The 17770-nt window shown below is 38.5% G+C and carries 18 protein-coding genes and 1 riboswitch; of the genes, 1 reads left to right on the top strand and 17 read right to left on the bottom strand.

Annotated features, from left to right (window positions below; genetic code table 11):
• Positions 1 to 177: 177 nt before the first annotated feature.
• From ACFTQ7_RS11195 to ACFTQ7_RS11170, 6 genes are all read right to left on the bottom strand, one after another.
• Positions 178 to 945: a tyrosine-protein phosphatase gene (locus tag ACFTQ7_RS11195; RefSeq protein WP_386828767.1), complete on the bottom strand. Its 768-nt coding sequence runs from the start codon at positions 943 to 945 to the stop codon at positions 178 to 180.
• Between the two features lie 557 nt (positions 946 to 1502).
• Complete coding sequence (locus tag ACFTQ7_RS11190; protein WP_386828766.1) at positions 1503 to 2465, bottom strand: ABC transporter substrate-binding protein; 963 nt, start codon at positions 2463 to 2465, stop codon at positions 1503 to 1505.
• 4 nt (positions 2466 to 2469) lie between these two features.
• Positions 2470 to 3009: a hypothetical protein gene (locus ACFTQ7_RS11185; protein ID WP_386828827.1), complete on the bottom strand. Its 540-nt coding sequence runs from the start codon at positions 3007 to 3009 to the stop codon at positions 2470 to 2472.
• Positions 3010 to 3206: 197 nt separating this feature from the next.
• A riboswitch (cobalamin riboswitch) is annotated at positions 3207 to 3396 on the bottom strand.
• A 250-nt stretch (positions 3397 to 3646) separates the two neighbouring features.
• Positions 3647 to 4195: a hypothetical protein gene (locus ACFTQ7_RS11180; RefSeq protein ID WP_349659352.1), complete on the bottom strand. Its 549-nt coding sequence runs from the start codon at positions 4193 to 4195 to the stop codon at positions 3647 to 3649.
• A gap of 604 nt (positions 4196 to 4799) precedes the next feature.
• Positions 4800 to 5990, bottom strand: coding sequence for a C40 family peptidase (locus ACFTQ7_RS11175; RefSeq protein ID WP_483869436.1), 1191 nt, complete (start codon positions 5988 to 5990; stop codon positions 4800 to 4802).
• Between the two features lie 399 nt (positions 5991 to 6389).
• Positions 6390 to 8378, bottom strand: coding sequence for an ABC1 kinase family protein (locus ACFTQ7_RS11170; protein ID WP_386828764.1), 1989 nt, complete (start codon positions 8376 to 8378; stop codon positions 6390 to 6392).
• 494 nt (positions 8379 to 8872) lie between these two features.
• Between ACFTQ7_RS11170 and ACFTQ7_RS11165 the strand changes: the two genes are divergently transcribed.
• Positions 8873 to 10567 (top strand): FAD-dependent oxidoreductase, encoded by a 1695-nt coding sequence (locus tag ACFTQ7_RS11165; RefSeq protein WP_386828762.1) that lies wholly within the window; start codon positions 8873 to 8875, stop codon positions 10565 to 10567.
• Between the two features lie 40 nt (positions 10568 to 10607).
• Here ACFTQ7_RS11165 and ACFTQ7_RS11160 read toward each other — a convergent pair whose 3' ends face one another.
• The 11 genes from ACFTQ7_RS11160 to ACFTQ7_RS11110 all read right to left on the bottom strand — a co-directional run bounded on the left by ACFTQ7_RS11160 (position 10608) and on the right by ACFTQ7_RS11110 (position 17753).
• Positions 10608 to 11552, bottom strand: coding sequence for a c-type cytochrome (locus ACFTQ7_RS11160; RefSeq protein ID WP_386828761.1), 945 nt, complete (start codon positions 11550 to 11552; stop codon positions 10608 to 10610).
• Between the two features lie 274 nt (positions 11553 to 11826).
• A complete protein-coding gene (locus tag ACFTQ7_RS11155) occupies positions 11827 to 12531 on the bottom strand; it encodes a DsbA family oxidoreductase (protein ID WP_386828759.1) in 705 nt (234 codons plus the stop codon).
• Positions 12532 to 12544: 13 nt separating this feature from the next.
• Positions 12545 to 13321 (bottom strand): sulfite exporter TauE/SafE family protein, encoded by a 777-nt coding sequence (locus ACFTQ7_RS11150; RefSeq protein ID WP_386828757.1) that lies wholly within the window; start codon positions 13319 to 13321, stop codon positions 12545 to 12547.
• Between the two features lie 104 nt (positions 13322 to 13425).
• Positions 13426 to 13653 (bottom strand): sulfurtransferase TusA family protein, encoded by a 228-nt coding sequence (locus tag ACFTQ7_RS11145; RefSeq protein WP_386828826.1) that lies wholly within the window; start codon positions 13651 to 13653, stop codon positions 13426 to 13428.
• 411 nt (positions 13654 to 14064) lie between these two features.
• Positions 14065 to 15192, bottom strand: a complete 1128-nt coding sequence (locus tag ACFTQ7_RS11140) for an MBL fold metallo-hydrolase (protein ID WP_386828755.1) — start codon at positions 15190 to 15192, stop codon at positions 14065 to 14067.
• An 88-nt stretch (positions 15193 to 15280) separates the two neighbouring features.
• Positions 15281 to 15676, bottom strand: a complete 396-nt coding sequence (locus ACFTQ7_RS11135) for a DsrE/DsrF/DrsH-like family protein (protein ID WP_386828754.1) — start codon at positions 15674 to 15676, stop codon at positions 15281 to 15283.
• 12 nt (positions 15677 to 15688) lie between these two features.
• Positions 15689 to 16243 (bottom strand): sulfurtransferase TusA family protein, encoded by a 555-nt coding sequence (locus ACFTQ7_RS11130; RefSeq protein WP_386828752.1) that lies wholly within the window; start codon positions 16241 to 16243, stop codon positions 15689 to 15691.
• 77 nt (positions 16244 to 16320) lie between these two features.
• On the bottom strand, positions 16321 to 16617 hold the full coding sequence (locus ACFTQ7_RS11125; RefSeq protein WP_386828751.1) for a rhodanese-like domain-containing protein: 297 nt from the start codon (positions 16615 to 16617) through the stop codon (positions 16321 to 16323).
• Positions 16618 to 16629: 12 nt separating this feature from the next.
• On the bottom strand, positions 16630 to 16971 hold the full coding sequence (locus ACFTQ7_RS11120; protein ID WP_386828749.1) for a rhodanese-like domain-containing protein: 342 nt from the start codon (positions 16969 to 16971) through the stop codon (positions 16630 to 16632).
• 43 nt (positions 16972 to 17014) lie between these two features.
• A complete protein-coding gene (locus ACFTQ7_RS11115; RefSeq protein ID WP_197143834.1) occupies positions 17015 to 17275 on the bottom strand; it encodes a metal-sensitive transcriptional regulator in 261 nt (86 codons plus the stop codon).
• 253 nt (positions 17276 to 17528) lie between these two features.
• Complete coding sequence (locus ACFTQ7_RS11110) at positions 17529 to 17753, bottom strand: sulfurtransferase TusA family protein (protein WP_079562211.1); 225 nt, start codon at positions 17751 to 17753, stop codon at positions 17529 to 17531.
• Positions 17754 to 17770: the final 17 nt, after the last annotated feature.

Below are 17770 nucleotides of genomic sequence, written 5' to 3'. Positions count from 1 at the left end.
ATATAGTATCTTATCATAGATTTTTAGGCTGTAAAGAATTTTTAAAATGAAACACCTAATTATACCTTGTCATAATGCTTCCATAAGCTTTTTGGCCAATATGAGTTAAAAGATTATGCAAAGATAATACAATACGCAAAAAATCCCTCTCACAATTTTATGTGAAAGGGTTTCTTATCATAGTAAACAATAATCCTGCAATTGCTTACGTTTTTCAGTTGTTAACCCAAACTCTTGCTCTAAAAAAGCTGCCTTAGAGCCATATCGGTTATCCATTTCATCAAATGCTGCTTGTAAATAGTCTTCACGGGCAGACATTAACGCATAAAATTGCTGTAATTCTTGATCGCTATAATCTTGCTGAATTGTTAGAGCCATTCGTTCGACTAAGGGACGTAAATGTACATTTGTATCTAAATAATCCTCCATGATCGTTTCCTCAGGGACATCTAAAGCAAGTAAAATAAGCGCACTGCCAATACCTGTTCGGTCCTTCCCGACTGCACAATGATGAACTAGCCCTAAATTTTCAGGTTGTTGAATCGTTGCTATTAACTCTTTGAACGAGGCATTATTAAAAGGCATTTGTGCATAAAATTCTCGAAACATCTCCGTGCTTACAACCTTATAAAAATCTTTCCCACCAGCGTTTGTGGGCATCTCAAAAGCATGATTTCCTTTTGCTGGTATTTGAATATAATTGGCATATGGGAATATCGGATTAGGATTATTTTGAGCCTCATGGTTGTCTCGATAATCAAAAATTGTTTTCACACCTAGCGTTTCAAAGCGCTCTTTATCTGATTTCGTCATTTTACCAAGTGCTGCTGAGCGATAAATCAAACCATTCTTAACAGCACGCCCATCTCTCGACTTATAACCACCCATATCCCGAAAATTATAAACTGCCTCAAACGGAATAATATTCATATCAAACTGTTTCACTGACTGCACCCCTCCCTGTTAGAAAGCATACTTATCTCTATTTTATAGAACAATTCGATATAATACCAATTTTCACACTAGTGGATGTCATACACTTCTTAGACCAACGAGAGATTTATTGGGGGTGTTTCTCTATTGAGGCAGAGCAGTTATCCACTTCATTCTTTCTCTTTCTAACCCATGCGGAACAGTTATCCACTTTACCCGTTCTCTTTTCCACCCAAGCAGAGCAGTTATCCACTTTACCCGTTCTCTTTTCCACCCAAGCGGAGCAGTTATCCACTTTACTCGTTCTCTTTCCCACCTAAGCGGAGCAGTTATCCACTTCACCCGTTCTCTTTCCCACCCAAGCCGAGCAGTTATCCACTTTACCCGTTCTCTTTTCCACCCAAGCCGAGCAGTTATCCACTTTACCCGTTCTCTCTTCCACCCAAGCCGAGCAGTTATCCACTTGATTCTTTCTCTTTCTAACCCAAGCGGAACAGTTATCCTTTTTATCCATAAAAAAAAGCTGCCCTTGATAAAGGACAGCTCAAAACACTATTTTTCAATATCAATTATTTAAATAACTCAGGGTATACTGCTTTTGCGATTAACTCAACAGCTTCGCCAATACGCGGACCTGGACGACTTGAAATATCAGTATCTATATAATAAACCGCTTTATTTTGAATAGCAGTGATTGAATTCCATCCACCACGTGAAAGAATTTCTTCCGTTGTGTTTTTCATGTCTACTGTTGTTAAAATAACAGCTGGGTTTTTCGCAATGACATCTTCCTCAGATACCTTTGCCCAGCTTTCAAGGTCAGCAAAAACGTTGTTAACGTTTGCAGCATTTAAAATCTCTTGTTGGAATGTACCAGAACCAGCTGTATAGATGTCTGGCTTTGGACTAATTTCTAAATAGATATTTTTTGGTTCTTTCACATCTTTAACTTTCGCTTGGACATCTGCAATTTTAGCTTTAATATCTTCATTTAACTTTTCGCCTTTATCTTTGATGCCCATAACCGTTGCGACTTGTTCGATATCCCCATAAACATCATCAAATGATTTAGCTGACTGAATGGCAAACACTTTAATACCCGCATCTTCGAGACCTTTTAAGGCATTTAAATTTTCTTCATCGCCTCCAGTTGTATAGGCAATAACTACGTCTGGCTTTAACGCTAAAATACGCTCGCTATTGAATATTGTAGAAGTAGAAACACGCTCAATTTTTTGCGCTTCTTCTGGATACGTATCATACTCTGTTGCACCTACGATTTTATCGCCAACGCCTAGCGCAAATAAAATCTCTGTATTACTCGGTTGTAATGAAACAATAGTTTTAGGTACTGCATTAAACTCAACTTCTACACCACGGTCATCCTTAACTTTATAGCTAGTAGTTTTCTCAACTTGTTGATCTTCTTTAGAAACAGCATCTTTATTTGTATCCTCTTTCGTGCCACAGCCAACTAATACAAGTGCCAACATCAACACAGAAAGCCATTGTAGCTTAAACATTTTCTTCATTTCATTAACTCTCCTTTTTCTTTTTCATCGGGTATGACTTACTAATAAACGGTATTTCAGCAATACCAGCATGCTGATTCATATAGACAGCCATTACAAAAAATACATTGGTTAGCAATCCTAAATAATCAAAGAGAATAGCTGGTACTTCGCGTTCTTCAGATACTTTGTGCAAAACACGGTATGATTTTTTCGCTTCACTACGACATAAATGTAATGCAGAAGCTGCATCTGTTCCTTGAGGTAATACAAAGTTTTGTATTTCCTCTTTAACATGACTAACATAGAAATCATAGCGATCACTAAGCCGAGTCAAATCATCTTCGGTTACAGCTAATTTACCTCGAACCGAGCCATTTACATGGTAAGCCATTGGCAAAATGGCTAGTAAATCATCTGCTACTACCTCTACCGTTTCTTTTTTAACCGCCGCCAATGCTACACCAATATGTGTTGTTAGGCTATCCGTTCGAATTTCAAAATCTACTGTAGATGCCTTTTCACGCATAAATGGATAACAAGAATAACGTGCATCTTTTTTCAAATATAAATCCCCGCTTTCCTTCATGAAAAATTCTTCCCTTAATAACACCTCGGCTTACACCAGGTGAATTATAAGCGCATAAAAAAAACGTTGTTCCCACTCCTAAGGAAACAACGAAAAATAGCATAAATAGTGTCGCATAAATACGACATAGCCTATGTATTTGCCGCATATTCTCCTAGATTCCGAAGAGTTATCTATACGTTCAAACAAAGGTCGGTCTCCTGGCTTGTACAGCTCACTACGTTCATAAAAAACCTTCCCATCGGATAATTCGACAGTGGTATATCTTTACGACTTCTGTACTTACAGTTGCGGAAACAGCTCCGGTTTTTCACCGAATTCCCGATTATGCTATAGTTTAGCACCTTTATTCTGCAAGAATTATTCACTTGTTATGCAGTTTATCATAGATTGATAGGAAAAAATAGCTGTGGAATTTTAGAATAAACAACGATGGATAAAAATCATGCAGGTATTACCGTATGCACGCGGATATATTCACTGCCCCATTGGGTATTCATCCTGCTCGTGCAAATATTTATTATGCCTCATAAATTAAAGCATTTAATTTTTTCATACGTTATAAAAACTATTTCTCATAATGAAAGAATTTGCAACAAATAGTCATTAACTTTTATCGGATGGCATTTTTATATTTCTTTTTGGATTTAACATCTTTCTCTTCCTCAATTAAACGCTGTGCAATTTTTAGTAGTTTGGGGTCATTTGTTGCATCGAATAGCTTTTTAAAGGATACAATAATATCATAGCGTATTAATGTCGGGTGCTTTTCGTCTAAGCATGTTTGATATCTTTTAGCCAAATATGATACGACTAAATCTCTTTGTACCTGCCCCGCTAAGCCTATTTTCCAAATTGCCTGTAAAGTATGCCTCACAGTGACTGTTTCTTCATCATACGTTACTGCCCAAATCTTTAAGAAGTCCTCTAATACTCTTTCTTCAGGATCGCTTTTTGCTGCCAGTGCGCATAAAAATTGTGCAGCACTTGCACGTATATGTCCATTTTTGTATGTAAGAGTTTGAACTAGTTGTTCCCAAACTGAATAGGTCCAATCAACTGGTTCCTGCATAATTTTCATTAATTCTTCGTATGATTTGTATTGAATATCACGGTCACGCTCTGTTAAATTACTAAAAAGTTGCAAAATCTCTTTTTCCATGATTCATCCCTACCTTTATTGTTTCAGAACGTAAAAAATAGTGTACTTGTAAGTGTTATCTCATTTACCATCATGCTTTACTTTGCTACTACAAAATAAAAGTCTCATATAATTGTAATTTCAGAGCAAAATCCCCGATCGTATATTTCAAAATTATCAGAAATGACATTCATTATGCAAGAATCTTTTCTTTTAGCTATATGAAGATAGAGGAATACTCGTTAGGATTATCATTGGAGTTATCTCACTTATTAGCCTTCGATTGAGTCCAAGCAAAATACGTAATAACAAAAAATTGAAGCTAATTCTTTTTTCGGCTGTATTATCATTTTTATAACTGGGGCTATAGTTGTAAAAATATCTACCTATGTAAATTTATTCATTACAAAAGTTATTTTACTCATTATTGACCGAGTAGTCGAGCCTAAATTAATGAATAACATTATATGTTTGCCTAATAGGTTTAATCGTAGAATCTTAACTATAGTTTAAACAGTTGATAATTTCCAGTACCGCCAAATAATGAAAAAAAGGTTATCTTTGTAATTCTCTTACAAAGATAACCTTTTCGCTATTTAAATCGTCTATATAATAGTACGGCTTATTAAATACGACCGAAGCCTACTAAATATTGATTCCACCAATCAAGTGATTCAATGACAACACCTTTATTTTGAGCATCAATCATTGTGTTGTTCCCTAAGTAAATACCTACATGCGCTATACCTGAACCATAGCTGAAGAATACTAGGTCACCTACACGTGCTTCACTTGCTGAAATACGTTGTGTTGCTAAATATTGTTGTGATGCTGTACGTGGTAAAGATACGCCTGCTTGTTTGTAAGACCATTGTACAAGACCTGAACAGTCAAATCCTGTCGATGGGTTACTACCGCCCCAAACATAGCTACGACCTAGGAATTGTTTCGCAACTGAAATAGCATCACCTGAAGATGCAGTGCCTGCTCCTGAACCAACAACCACATTTTGTGAAGATTTTTCATTGTTAGCTTTGCCACTATTATTAGCATTGCTATTGCTATTGCTATTATCGTTAGTGTTAGTGTTAGTGTTTGTTGCTTGTACAACTGGAGTAGCTGCTTGAAGTGCACGTAAACGAGCTGCCTCTTCCTCTGCTGCTTTACGTTCTGCTTCTAAACGCTCTTCTTCTTGCTTCGTTGCAATTTGTGCTTTTAATGCAAGAGATTTTGCTTCATTTTCAGCTTTTTTCACTTCCATTTCGCTTTCCTTCTGTTGAAGCTCTTGGAATTGCTTTTGAAGCTCTTTTTGTTTTTCATCTAATGTTGTTTTTTGTTTCTCTAAGCTAGCCTTATCTGCTTCTTGTTGATCTACTAATTCTTGGTCAGCATCCATTAATGTTTTTACCGCTACGACACGGTCCATTAAATCTGCAAAACTTTTTGATTCAAGAACAGCGTTTAAATAAATACCTACAGTATTATCTTGAGCTTGATATGCAGCCATACGGTCACTTAAAATCGCTGAACGTTGCTCAATACGTTTTTTAGTGTCTACAATATTTGCATCAACTTCTTTAATGTCCGCCTGTACTTTGTTAAATACTTTTACTTTTTCATCGATCTCTTTTTGTAGGTTTTTTAGCTCTTCGTGTAGCTTTTTAACCTCTGTATCTATTTTAGCTTTCTTATCAATCATTTGTTGAGATGTTTCTTCTGCGTGCACTTGAGTTGGTTGAACTGTATTAAATAATAAGCCGCCCGCTAATGCTAATGCTAGCACCATCGACTTACGCCATTTATTGCGCTTACCCACGTTATTCTTTCCCTTCACTAGTCAATTTCGTTCGTAGAATTTTAATGTACTCATTGGAACGATTTCTTTTATTTTTTCTTATATTTTATTAGCCTTTTAAAGTTTAGCACTATTAGCATAACTTTTATACTATTTCGCGCCTTTTTAATGGTTTAGTAAAACTCGCAACATTCTTGTAATATTTACGTAAATCCCGATAAATTCTACAAAATTACGTTTTATTCTACATATCAACGTTTTTGACTACTTTACCCTTAGTCCTACTCTCTGTTTTGTAATGTTTTTGTAATATTTCTAGAAAACATTTTTAACATAAAAAAAGGTAAGGGAACATTTTCCCCTACCTACAAATAATGTGTAACCATAAACAAAGATTGATTTCTCTCCAAGTTGGCGCTTCTATTGCTTCATGGCACGAAGCGCTTGGATAGAAAGCCGTACTAACAGAATGGCACATAGAAATAATCCTAAGTATGCTGCTGTATTTAAATAGATCGCATACGTGTCATGAATAAATTGTGAAATGGCTAAAAGTGCTACAGAAATAATGCCAAAGGTAATACCAACGAGAAGTAAGACGAAACGGGAAAACAGATTGGTAATAAAACGAGCATTATCCTCATCTGAAAAAACATCGTGATGTAAGATAATTTTCCCACTTTCTACACGTTGAATAAGCTGGTCGACTCGTCTTGGCATTTTGCGCAATGTCGGAATAAGCATGGATAATTCTTCTTGTAAACGTTCCTTTGTTGCCATCGGTTCTTTAAATGGCTTCAGGAAGGATGCCCGCATATATGTGGATGAAAAATCTTTCGCTTCCGTAAAAATATCAAAGCTTGGGTCAATTACCCGTAGTGTGCCATCCAGTGTTACTAAGGAACGCAGTGCTAAACCTACTGCAGGATAGAAAGCAAGACCAAAATCACGAACCACTGTAAATAACGCATGTATCAATTCCTCTGTTGGAATCCGATCCACGTAAGAGATTTTCAAGAGGATTTGATCTATGGCTTGCTCCATCTTTGCACGGTCTGCATGGCCCGAATTTTCAACCAATAGTGTTAAGCCATCATATAAAACACTTGCATCATTTAGCTGAATTCCCATTAAAAATAGCTTTAAGCCCTCTTGCTGTGTAGCTCCCAAACGGCCAACCGCTCCAAAATCAAGCAGTATCGGTGTGCCATCCGTCTCATCAATATGAATATTCCCCGGATGTGGATCTGCATGGAAAATACCAGAAAGAAGCATCTGCTCAAAGAAGGAATATAAAACAGTCCGTGCAAACTGCTTACGATCACTTTCAAATTGGTTAAATTCAGCTATAGCATTTGCAACACTTTTTCCTCGTACATATTCCATGACAATAATATTTTCATTACAATATTCTGTATAGATTTTAGGGATCCGCACCTTATAATCGCTTTTGGCAAGTGCCTTTGTCACCTGCAATGTATTTCGAACCTCAATATCTAAATGGATTTCCTCGCGTAATCCATCTGCAAATCCTTTTGCAAGTTCTCGAAAACCAAGTGACTCAGCCCATGTAGACTTGTTCGAAAGCCAATTAGCGAATTCCTCCAAAATGTCGAGATCGTCTCGCATAATCCCCTTCACTTCTGGACGCAGTAGCTTTACCACGACTTCATCAAAATTTTTCAATCGCGCCTTATGTACTTGTCCAATGGATGCTGCCGCAATAGGCTCCATTTGAAAGTTTGCAAATATTTCATTCATAGGCTTTGGAAGTGAATCTTCTAAAATTTGTGTTACCTGTTCTGGTGGTAAAGGCTTCACACTATCTTGTAGCCTCTCTAACTCGGCAATAAAGATAGGAGAAAATAGTTCCTTACGAGTAGAAAGTACTTGACCAAATTTAATAAATATCCCACCACATTGTTCCAAAGTTACTCTTAAAGCAATGGCAAGCTCTTTTTCATTTTCACGTTGTCTTGCGTATTTAATCGTTTGAACAACGCCATTTGTCACTGCTATTTTCAAAACATGACGCAAGCGCTTTTGTTGTCGCCAGTAGCTTCGAAGGCGCATGAATAAATTTTTTTGCCCATTACGATGATCTGTAGCCCTCATACCGCTTGGATCGAAAAGCTCAAAAACGAGATAGAGCAACATCGAAATTAGTAGCATGCTACCAATCCAAATAAGTGTGCTGACCTCTGTCACTGTTTGCATCATCGGTTCGTATAAAAAATCTGTATGACGTAAATACGTATACCAATAAACGAAGGACGTTAGCGTCACACTAATGACTACAGAAAGAACCCTACGTATGAAATTAATATTTGAACCAATTAATCGGCCACTGACAAAATAAATAAGTCCTGATACAACAATGATTTGGATTAAAAATTTCAAAAAAATCAACAGCGTCACCTCCGATACCACTTCCTAATACCGCTAGTATAACAAATGTAAGGCTCATCATCCTTACGCAGTGGTCACTTCCCTCCCTTAGAAGGCTCTGATTTCCGCTACGTGCTACTCGCTTTGTCGCTGACGCTTCGCTTTCGCGCAGAGCAAGGCTTCCTGCAGGAGTCGAGTAGCCCTTCGCTACAATCAGTTAAAATCATCATATTTTACTGATATCCCCAACTTTTAGTGATAAGCAAATCCGGTTACTTAATTTCTTTTACTAAGTTTATCCCCAAAATTTTGTCTATTTGTTTACTTCTTTAGTATTTATCCACGTACAATGATTTTTACTCAGTAATTTTTGTTGATAAAATACCCAAATGGGTATATAATCCACTTAAATCAATATTTATCCACAGTTTTATTCATTATCGACACAAGAAAAGTCTTGGTTTATCCACAACATACCCCGTTATGTATATTACAAGAAAAGGATGTGCTTACTCATGAGTAAAAAATTTTTAGTTATCGGCGGTGTCGCAGGCGGTGCCTCGACCGCTGCACGTATTCGTCGCCTCGATGAACAGGCTGAGATTATAATGTTTGAAAAAGGACCGAACGTTTCATTTTCAAATTGCTCTTTACCATTTCATCTTAGTGGAATCGTTGATAACAGCGACAAATTAATCTTAATGACACCTCAAGCCTTTCAAATAAAATACAAGATTGAAGCACGTGTTAATCAAGAAGTTTTACATATTAACCGAAAAGATAAAAGCATTACTGTAAAGAATTTAACTACTGACACTGAGTATGAAGAAAGCTACGATACATTAGTGTTATCTCCTGGCGCGAGTCCAATTGTTCCAAACTTGGACGGCGTTCATTCTTCACACGTTTTTACGGTTCGTAACGTCGTGGATATTAACCGTTTAAACAGTTATATCCAAAGCGATGACATACAGGATATCGCTGTTATCGGTGGCGGATTTATAGGCGTGGAGGTTGCAGAAAATTTACGACTTGCCGGTTTTAATGTCTCACTCGTTGAGTTTAGTCAACAAATCATGACGCCATTTGACTATGATATGGCACAAATATTACACAAAGAAATGATGGATAAAGGAATTAATGTCATCGTCAATGACGGCCTAGCTAAGGTTACGGCAGATTATGTAGAATTGAATTCCGGTAAACAATTGAAAGCACAGGCTGTTGTATTAGCTATCGGCGTTCGTCCCGAAATCTCTTTAGCGAAAGAAGCCGGACTGGCAATAGGTGAGCTTGGCGGCATTCAAGTTGATGCTAATTACGCAACATCTGATCCTTCTATATACGCTGTGGGCGATGCTATAGAAGTATTCCATCAGCTAACTCATAAACAAACTCGCCTGGCACTAGCAGGCCCAGCGCAACGACAAGCACGAGCAGCAGCTAACCATATGTACAATATACCTCAACAAAACAAAGGAGTTATCGGCTCTTCAAGCGTGCAAATTTTCGATTACACGTGTGCCACAACGGGCTTAAATGAAAAAACAGCGCTCGCACATGGCTTCCAAGCCAAAAGCGTGTACTTGATCGCCCCAGACAAAGTTGGTTTAATGCCAAATAGTAACCCACTTCATTTTAAACTTGTTTACGAAGTGCCGACCGGGAAGATTCTCGGTGCGCAAGCGATTGGAAAAGGCAATGCTGACAAACGCATCGACGTTATTGCAACTATGATAACAATGAAAGGCACATTAGAAGACTTAAAAGAGCTAGAGCTATCATATTCTCCAATGTTTAGCACCGCACGCGACGTTGTTAATTTAGCTGCACTCGTTGCTCAAAACCAGTTATATGGTCATTATAAACAAGTAAAAGTTGACGAAGTTAGAGATCTCGTTGAAAATAACGCCTATTTCTTAGATGTCCGCGAAAGAAATGAATTCGAGGCAGGTCATCTCATTCATGCGCATAATATTCCGTTAAGTGAGCTCCGCGAACGTTTGGATGAGATTCCACAAGATAGACCCGTTTATGTACATTGCCGATCTGGCCAGCGAAGTTACAATGCTGTAATGACCCTCCAGAACAATGGCTTCTCTAATGTCTTTAATGTCGCTGGATCCTTCCTCGGTATTTGCTTGTATGAATATTTCACTGATGCAACAACTAACAGAGATAAAATTGTCACGGCCTACAATTTTAAATAACACGAAAGGGATGCCGCTAGTTAGCAGCATCCCCTTTCATTTAATTAGTAGAAAGTACTTTCTCCCAATTTATTGTGCCATTTTTAACTTGTTCCCGTTTTTCTTTATTCATAATATCATTTGGACGTCCGCCTTTTGGCCAATCTTTATTATGATTTCCCCATTCAGGTCGATCCTGCGATAAAATAAAGGCTGCTAAATCAGCGGCATCTTGATCTGTCAAAGTACCAGCTGCACCGACTGGCATATTATTTTGGATGTAGCCAGCCATTTTTGACATTCTTGCCATACCCGCTCCGTCATTGAATGATTTTTCACCCCATAATGCCGGACCTGTATTAGCACCATTACCTGAGCCATCTGCCGCGTGACACGCGATACAAGACTGAGCATATACTTCCTCACCATTCTTAACATCCGGTATAGGAATGTCCTTCATATTACTTGTACCTACCCATTCACGTTCCGCCCCGATAGGTACACCTTCTGAAATATAAGAGAAGTACGAGACCATCGCTTCTAACTCTTTGCTATTCATGTCAAATTTCTTACCGTTCATACTGCGAACCATGCAACCATTAATACGCTCCTCAATCGTTACAATATCACCAGAGCGCGCGATATATTGGGGATAATCCGCCATAACACCCACTAGTGACGAAACTTGCTCATCGTAACCTGCCCCCGCATGACAGCTTGTGCAAGACAATTGATTCCCAACATATTCTTCTGCAGCAACATGTGTATTATTGACAAGCTCATACCCATATAATATTGCTTCCTTCATAGGTCCATCCGGTACTTCTTCAATACTTGGTGGCGCATAGACAACTGACTGAGCAGCTGCTGTTGTTGGTACTTTCGTTTGTACATCGGCTTCTTTGCTTTCTGCATCCCCTAAAATTTTGTCGCTAATGGCTGCTCCTACAAAAAGTGTGCCCGCTAACAGCACTACCCCCGCTACTCCTGCTACTATAGGTTTCATCTATAATACCCCCCTTTGTATAATCACCTATATTTTAGCAAAATAGCATCTTTTTCGATGTGACTTTTCTCACATCTCACGCAAATAGAATCATTTAGAGGATAAAATTGTGAAATTCGTTGTTCTACAACACATTAAACGAGACTTAATACCTCTTGCAGTATGTACTATTTCCTGAATTTGTAGCTGACACTTCACGTTCGTGCAGTTCAACATTTCCGAATGAATATAAAAATGCCGAGCACAGCATTGTACCCGACATTTTAGCGTTCTACTATAATTTACATTCACCATCAGCACAAATAGCTTCACCATCACCTATCATCTTTAGCACCGGCTGAACACCTGCTATCTTCGCCGCCTGATGCAATGTTCGTACGAAAACTTCATTCGGCTCTGCACCTTTAATACCGTAACGATTTTCAAAAACAAAGAACGGAACACTTTGTACACCTAGCTGTTGAGCATCATATCGATCTCTGTCTAAAGCTTCACCGAAGTCAGTTGATGCCAGAATACCCTTTGCTATTTCAACATCTAAGTTTATATTTTCTATGACTTTTAACAAGAACATATCATCGTTTAAGTCTTTTCCCTCCGCAAAATAACCATTCATAAGCTCTTCCGTGTAGACCGACTCTTTACCAAATTGTCGTGTCCATTTTGCTAATCGATGAGCTTTTTCAGTATGCGCTGTTTTCATATCTTCAAAATTGTAATGCAACCCAACCTCTTCGGCCCGCTTTGCTATACCCTTAGTAATATCCTTCACTTCTTCTATCGAGGAGTCAAATTTTTCACCCATACCCTCATATAAAGTTGGTGCATCTTTCTTAGGTGTATCTGGTCCAATTTGATATGCTTTATATTCAATTTCTACCTGCCCTAAATAACCTGCCGAGTCAATGGCGCGTTCCAATTCTCTTTTGCCAATATAGCAGAACGGACATGTGAAATCCGAGAAAATCTCAATTTTCATTTTCTACAGCCTCCTACAATATATCTATCCAAATTTTAATGGCAGTTGCTAAAATAAGAACCGCTAAAATAGATTGTAAAACTTTTGTGTTTAATTTTTTCCCTGCTTTCGCACCTAGTGGAGCCGCTATTAAACTAGCTACAATCATAATGATTGCAGGATAATAATCAACTTGTCCCGTCATCAACTTCCCAATCGTCCCGCCTATTGAGGATATAAAAGTAATAGCAAGGCTTGTAGCGATTGTCATACGTGTCGGTATACCTAGCACTACTAGCATTATAGGTACTAACAAGAAGCCACCAGCTGCACCAACAATTCCCGAACCAATACCAACAACGAATGCTAATATGGCCGCTATCGGTTTATTGAACGTTAACTCATCCAACGGCTTATCGTCAATTTGTTTCTTAGGAATAAACATCATCACTGCAGCAATCAACGCCAATACACCATAAACGACGTTAACCCCTGCTTCAGATAAAAATTGGGAGCCATAACTACCAACGAAACTTCCTGCTAATATGGCACCACCCATATAAATAATTAGTGATTTATTTAAATAACCACCTTTACGATATGCCCATACCCCAGCAATAGAGGCAAAAAACACTTGAACCGCACTAATCCCTGATACCTCATGTGCTGAAAATGCTGCAAAACCAAGTAAAGGCGGGATATATAATAACATTGGATATTTTATAATCGATCCGCCAATTCCTAGCATTCCCGATACATATGAACCTACAAAGCCAATCAAAAATATTGTAATAATCCATGCTAAATCCATCTTTTTTCCTTCTTTCTGGTCACCGGAGCCTTAATGGCATTGTTATATCAATTGAAAGGAGGGTTGTTCTAAACTTCCAATAGAAGAGACAACCCTCACCAGTTTTAAGCTTTTTGAATAAAGAATGTAATGACACCAGCGTCTTCAGATTTGTCTAAAATTGTATGACCGCCAGCTTTGGCCCAAGCAGGAATATCCGCAAGAGCCCCCTTATCTGTTACTTGAACCTCTAAAATTCCATCCGAAGTCAATGTATCCATAGCCTTCTTTGTTTTCACTATAGGCATTGGGCAAGATAAGCCCTTTGCATCTAGTTGTAAATTTGATTTCATATTTTTCTCCTTTGAATCAGCAAAGCTTGTAAGCGATTTTGCCGGTTCTTTTTGTTTTTTCACGACTTTACGAAGGATGAGCGCCTTCGCTTCACGATATTTCCATGCTATAACCATGCATGCGTACTCATTACATTTACCCATCTCATCAATTATGCACCGGCATAATTGCGTCCGGTTTCGGCTTTGTACTTAGGCCTGCGTGAGGGCCGACACGATGTCGGTCACTCAGGCGTTTTCACAAGATGTGAAATTCTTAGCCTGAGTTCCTCTATTTCAGCGGATGTCTTTTGTACCAAAAGCCTAGCGACAGGTGCAGATGTTTGGACACCCACTGAAAAGTACCTTAAATCCGTATTAATCTCACCATCTATAGATGTGAGGGATTTCCGCTGAAAGAAGTTAAACAGACTATCGAACTGCGCAACGATTTGGACCAATTTCCATCTCTGTCTGCTCATCCTGCGTTGGCGTAATCTTACCCATATTTACTTGACGAATTTCTTGATATGCATTTGGCTGTGGAGGTAGATGTTCTGTTACGACACTACGGAATTCCGCTTCATCTTTAATATTTAATCCGTGATTTTCAGCAAATAATTGTCCAAGATGTTTTGCTACAGTTCCGTCTTCATTTAGTTCATCGATCATCATAAAATGAGCTGGTAAAACAATTAGATCATCCGATAATTCTCTGTATCGCTTGTAAAGTGTTTCACGCAAATCACCAACCCAATCTTCCGCAAGACCCGCTAAATCAGGGCGTCCAATTGAATCAATGAATAAAATATCACCAGTTAATAAATACTTGTTATCCACAACAAATGACGTTGAACCAATTGTATGACCAGGTGAATAAATCGCTCCTACGTCAATTCGAGAGGCGCCCACTTGGACAGCTGTGCCATCAAGTAACGGTGTATAGTCAAATACAACTTCTTCTGCATCTTTCGGTGGTAAATAATACGTAGCACCAGTAGTTGCAGCTATATGACGTCCACCAGAAATATGATCAGCATGCAAATGTGTATCGAACACATATTTAATGTTTACGTTTTTCTCTTCTGCAAAGCTTGTGAATGCTTCAGTAAAACGAACTGCGTCAATAATCGCCGCTTCACCTTCAGAGATGACCATATAAGAAAGGCAGCCCTTCCCTAAACGTACAAATTGATAAAGCTCACCACCACCCGTTAAATCTCCAACTTTAATCGGTTCTAAATATTCACTCCACGTTTTCATTCCACCAGCTAAATAAGCAACCGTACGACCTGCATCTGATAACATCTCAGCTATCATCAGTGATGACCCTTCTTTCGCACAAACGACTAACACATCTTTATTAGCTGGAATCTCCGGTAAAATATTCTCAACGCCATCTAGTAGCTCAAAATACGGAATATTAAGGTATTCAAATTTACGGCCATCAATTTTCCAATCTTCGAATGCATCCGCATTTCGAACATCTAAAATAAATAATTCTTCATTATTAATTACTTTTTTCGCTACTTCTGCTGCACTCCATTTTAGAACTGACACTCCAATTACCCCCTAAGGTATTATTTTATTGGTTTTTTTAGCGGAAAGGATTGTCCTCTCCGCCTATATAGTGAATTATTTATATTTATTAGAACGTTAATGACGGTGCTGCATCTTTTGCAAACTCTAAGAACGTCACAGCTCCCCCAACTTCAATGCCTTCAATAAAATCATCTGTCGTTAAACTCATTACATCCATAGTCATTTGACACGCGATCAACTTCACACCTAATTCCTGCGCCATCTCCACTAATTGCGGAATTGCTGGTACATTAGCTTTAGCAAACCCTTCTGCAAAATGCTCCGCTCCCGCAGGCATAGGTAATGTATGCATTCCTTGTTTATGAATTAAATTTAATCCTTCGAATGTAAAGAAAATCGCTACTTCTTTCTCCGTAGCTGCCGCTGCCGTTGCAATATTGAACACCTTATACGCATCGAAAAGACCACCGTTACTTGCAATTATCGCTACTTTATTTGACATAATAAATTCCTCCTAAATATGTTTTGTTAAATTTCCCGTCCAGGAAGTCATCCCTGGTAGAACGTTAAATACTTTTGTAAAACCATGTGCCGCCATCTTTTGAGCAGCTAAATCACTGCGCTTCCCAGTTCGACAAACGACATAAATTTCTTGCTCTTTATCAAGTTCAGAAAGGCGTCCCTCTAGCTCACCCATCGGAATTGACTTTGCTCCCTCGATATGACCAAAAGCAAACTCTGCCTCCTCACGAACATCGAGAATAAGTCCTCCTCTTGCCATTGCCTCTTTTAACTCAATTGTATGTTCAAAAGTTTGCTCACCCATCGTGTCGTTTGAGCATTTACGAATATAATGTTTAAGCACACTTCCTTCTTCCACTGTCCCAACATATTGATGACCCACAGATTCAGCCCATGCAGTAATATCCGCCTTCGAACCCTTATCTGTTGCTGATACTTCTAAAATTTGACCATCTACTAAATCAGCCATTGCCTTTTTCGTTTTAACAATTGGCATAGGACAAGAAAGTCCCATGGCATCCAGCTGAAAATCTGCCTTAATACTCATAACTTCCCCCTCATACCTATACAGGTATTATTTTTGATAAAAAAATATAGCAAGCGCTACAGGTTCCCTTCACCTTCTTATTTTACTTCACCATTCCAGGCAAGCATGCCACCAACCATATTAGATACATCGAAGCCTTGGCTTTCTAAAAACTGCGTAGCACTACCACTACGACCACCTGATCGACAGACCATAACATATGGTTCATTTTTATTTAGCTCATTCATACGAAATTCAAGTAAGCCAAGTGGGATATGAATAATGCCAGGAATGTGTCCTGACTCCACTTCATCTACTTCACGTACGTCGATTAAATTTATTGCCTGCCCTTGCTCTAAAGCTTGTTGTACTTCCATTACTGAAATTTCCTTCATACTATTCTCCTCCTAATACGCACTCATGCCTCCACGGACATTTGTCACACGCTCAAATCCTTGTTTCTTCAGCTGTTTACATGCCCGACTACTACGCATACCGCTTTGGCAAATGACAACGATCTCTTTGTCCTTCGGTAACTTGTCAAAGCTAGAACCAAGCGGAATATTTTTGAACTGCGGAATATTTCGCCCCTTATATTCGGCAGGTGTACGCACATCAACAAAAACTTTATCCTTTTCATTTAGAATATTTTTCAATTGTGCCGCTGAAATTGACTGCACACCTTTCGTTGGCTTCATTCGCCAAACGAAAAATGCTATAACAACAGCAAGTATAATCCATGTTTCCAAGTAATATCGCCTCCAACTTGATACTATTAAGGGTATATAAAATCTATCTACTTTTAACGACTAAATCCATTGCTTCTTGGATGGCGTTATTCATTTTTCCCGCATCCCCCTCAGCAGTCGTTACACACTCCAATAAATTTTCACTAACGATTACTCCGATAGTTCGATCAACCGCAGAACGCACGGCAGATAGCTGTGTAATTACATCTTTACAGTTTTTTTCTTCTTCCATCATGCGTAAAACACCACGCAATTGACCTTCTATTCGCTTTACTCGATTAGCTGTTTTTACATCGTAAGCCATACTGTTCACGCCTCCTTTCAAAACGATTGATTGAACTTGCTTACGAGATTTATAATATACCCCATTAGGTATATTGTCAACATGAAAGCTCTAATTTTCTCTTAAACGTCATTTCCATGTTATACCCCTTCTGTATCAACGTTTTATCCCGTTAATCTCAGGTAGTTATCTACATCTCCCTTTAATTTTTCATAAAAAAAGCGAGAAATTCGACGATGCTATCATCGAATTTCTCGCTTATATGAACTTTAAATTATTTCTTTTTAATCGTAATTGTCCAAGCCGCATCACCAACTTGCTCATACTCCGTTACCTCGTGCCCTTCTTCAGCTGCCCAACGAGGAATGGATTCTGTACCTTGTGTACAATCAAATTGCACTTCTAATTCATCGCCTGAATTTAAGCCTTTGATCGCTTCTTTTGCCTCTACTAAAGGAAATGGACAAACCATTCCCATAACTTCTAATATTTTTTTCATATGAAAGCACTCCTTTT

This window comes from Lysinibacillus sp. NPDC056959 (assembly GCF_042674095.1).
Taxonomy (GTDB): Bacteria; Bacillota; Bacilli; order Bacillales_A; family Planococcaceae; genus Lysinibacillus; species Lysinibacillus zambalensis.
This window is presented reverse-complemented; position numbering and strand designations above follow the sequence as displayed.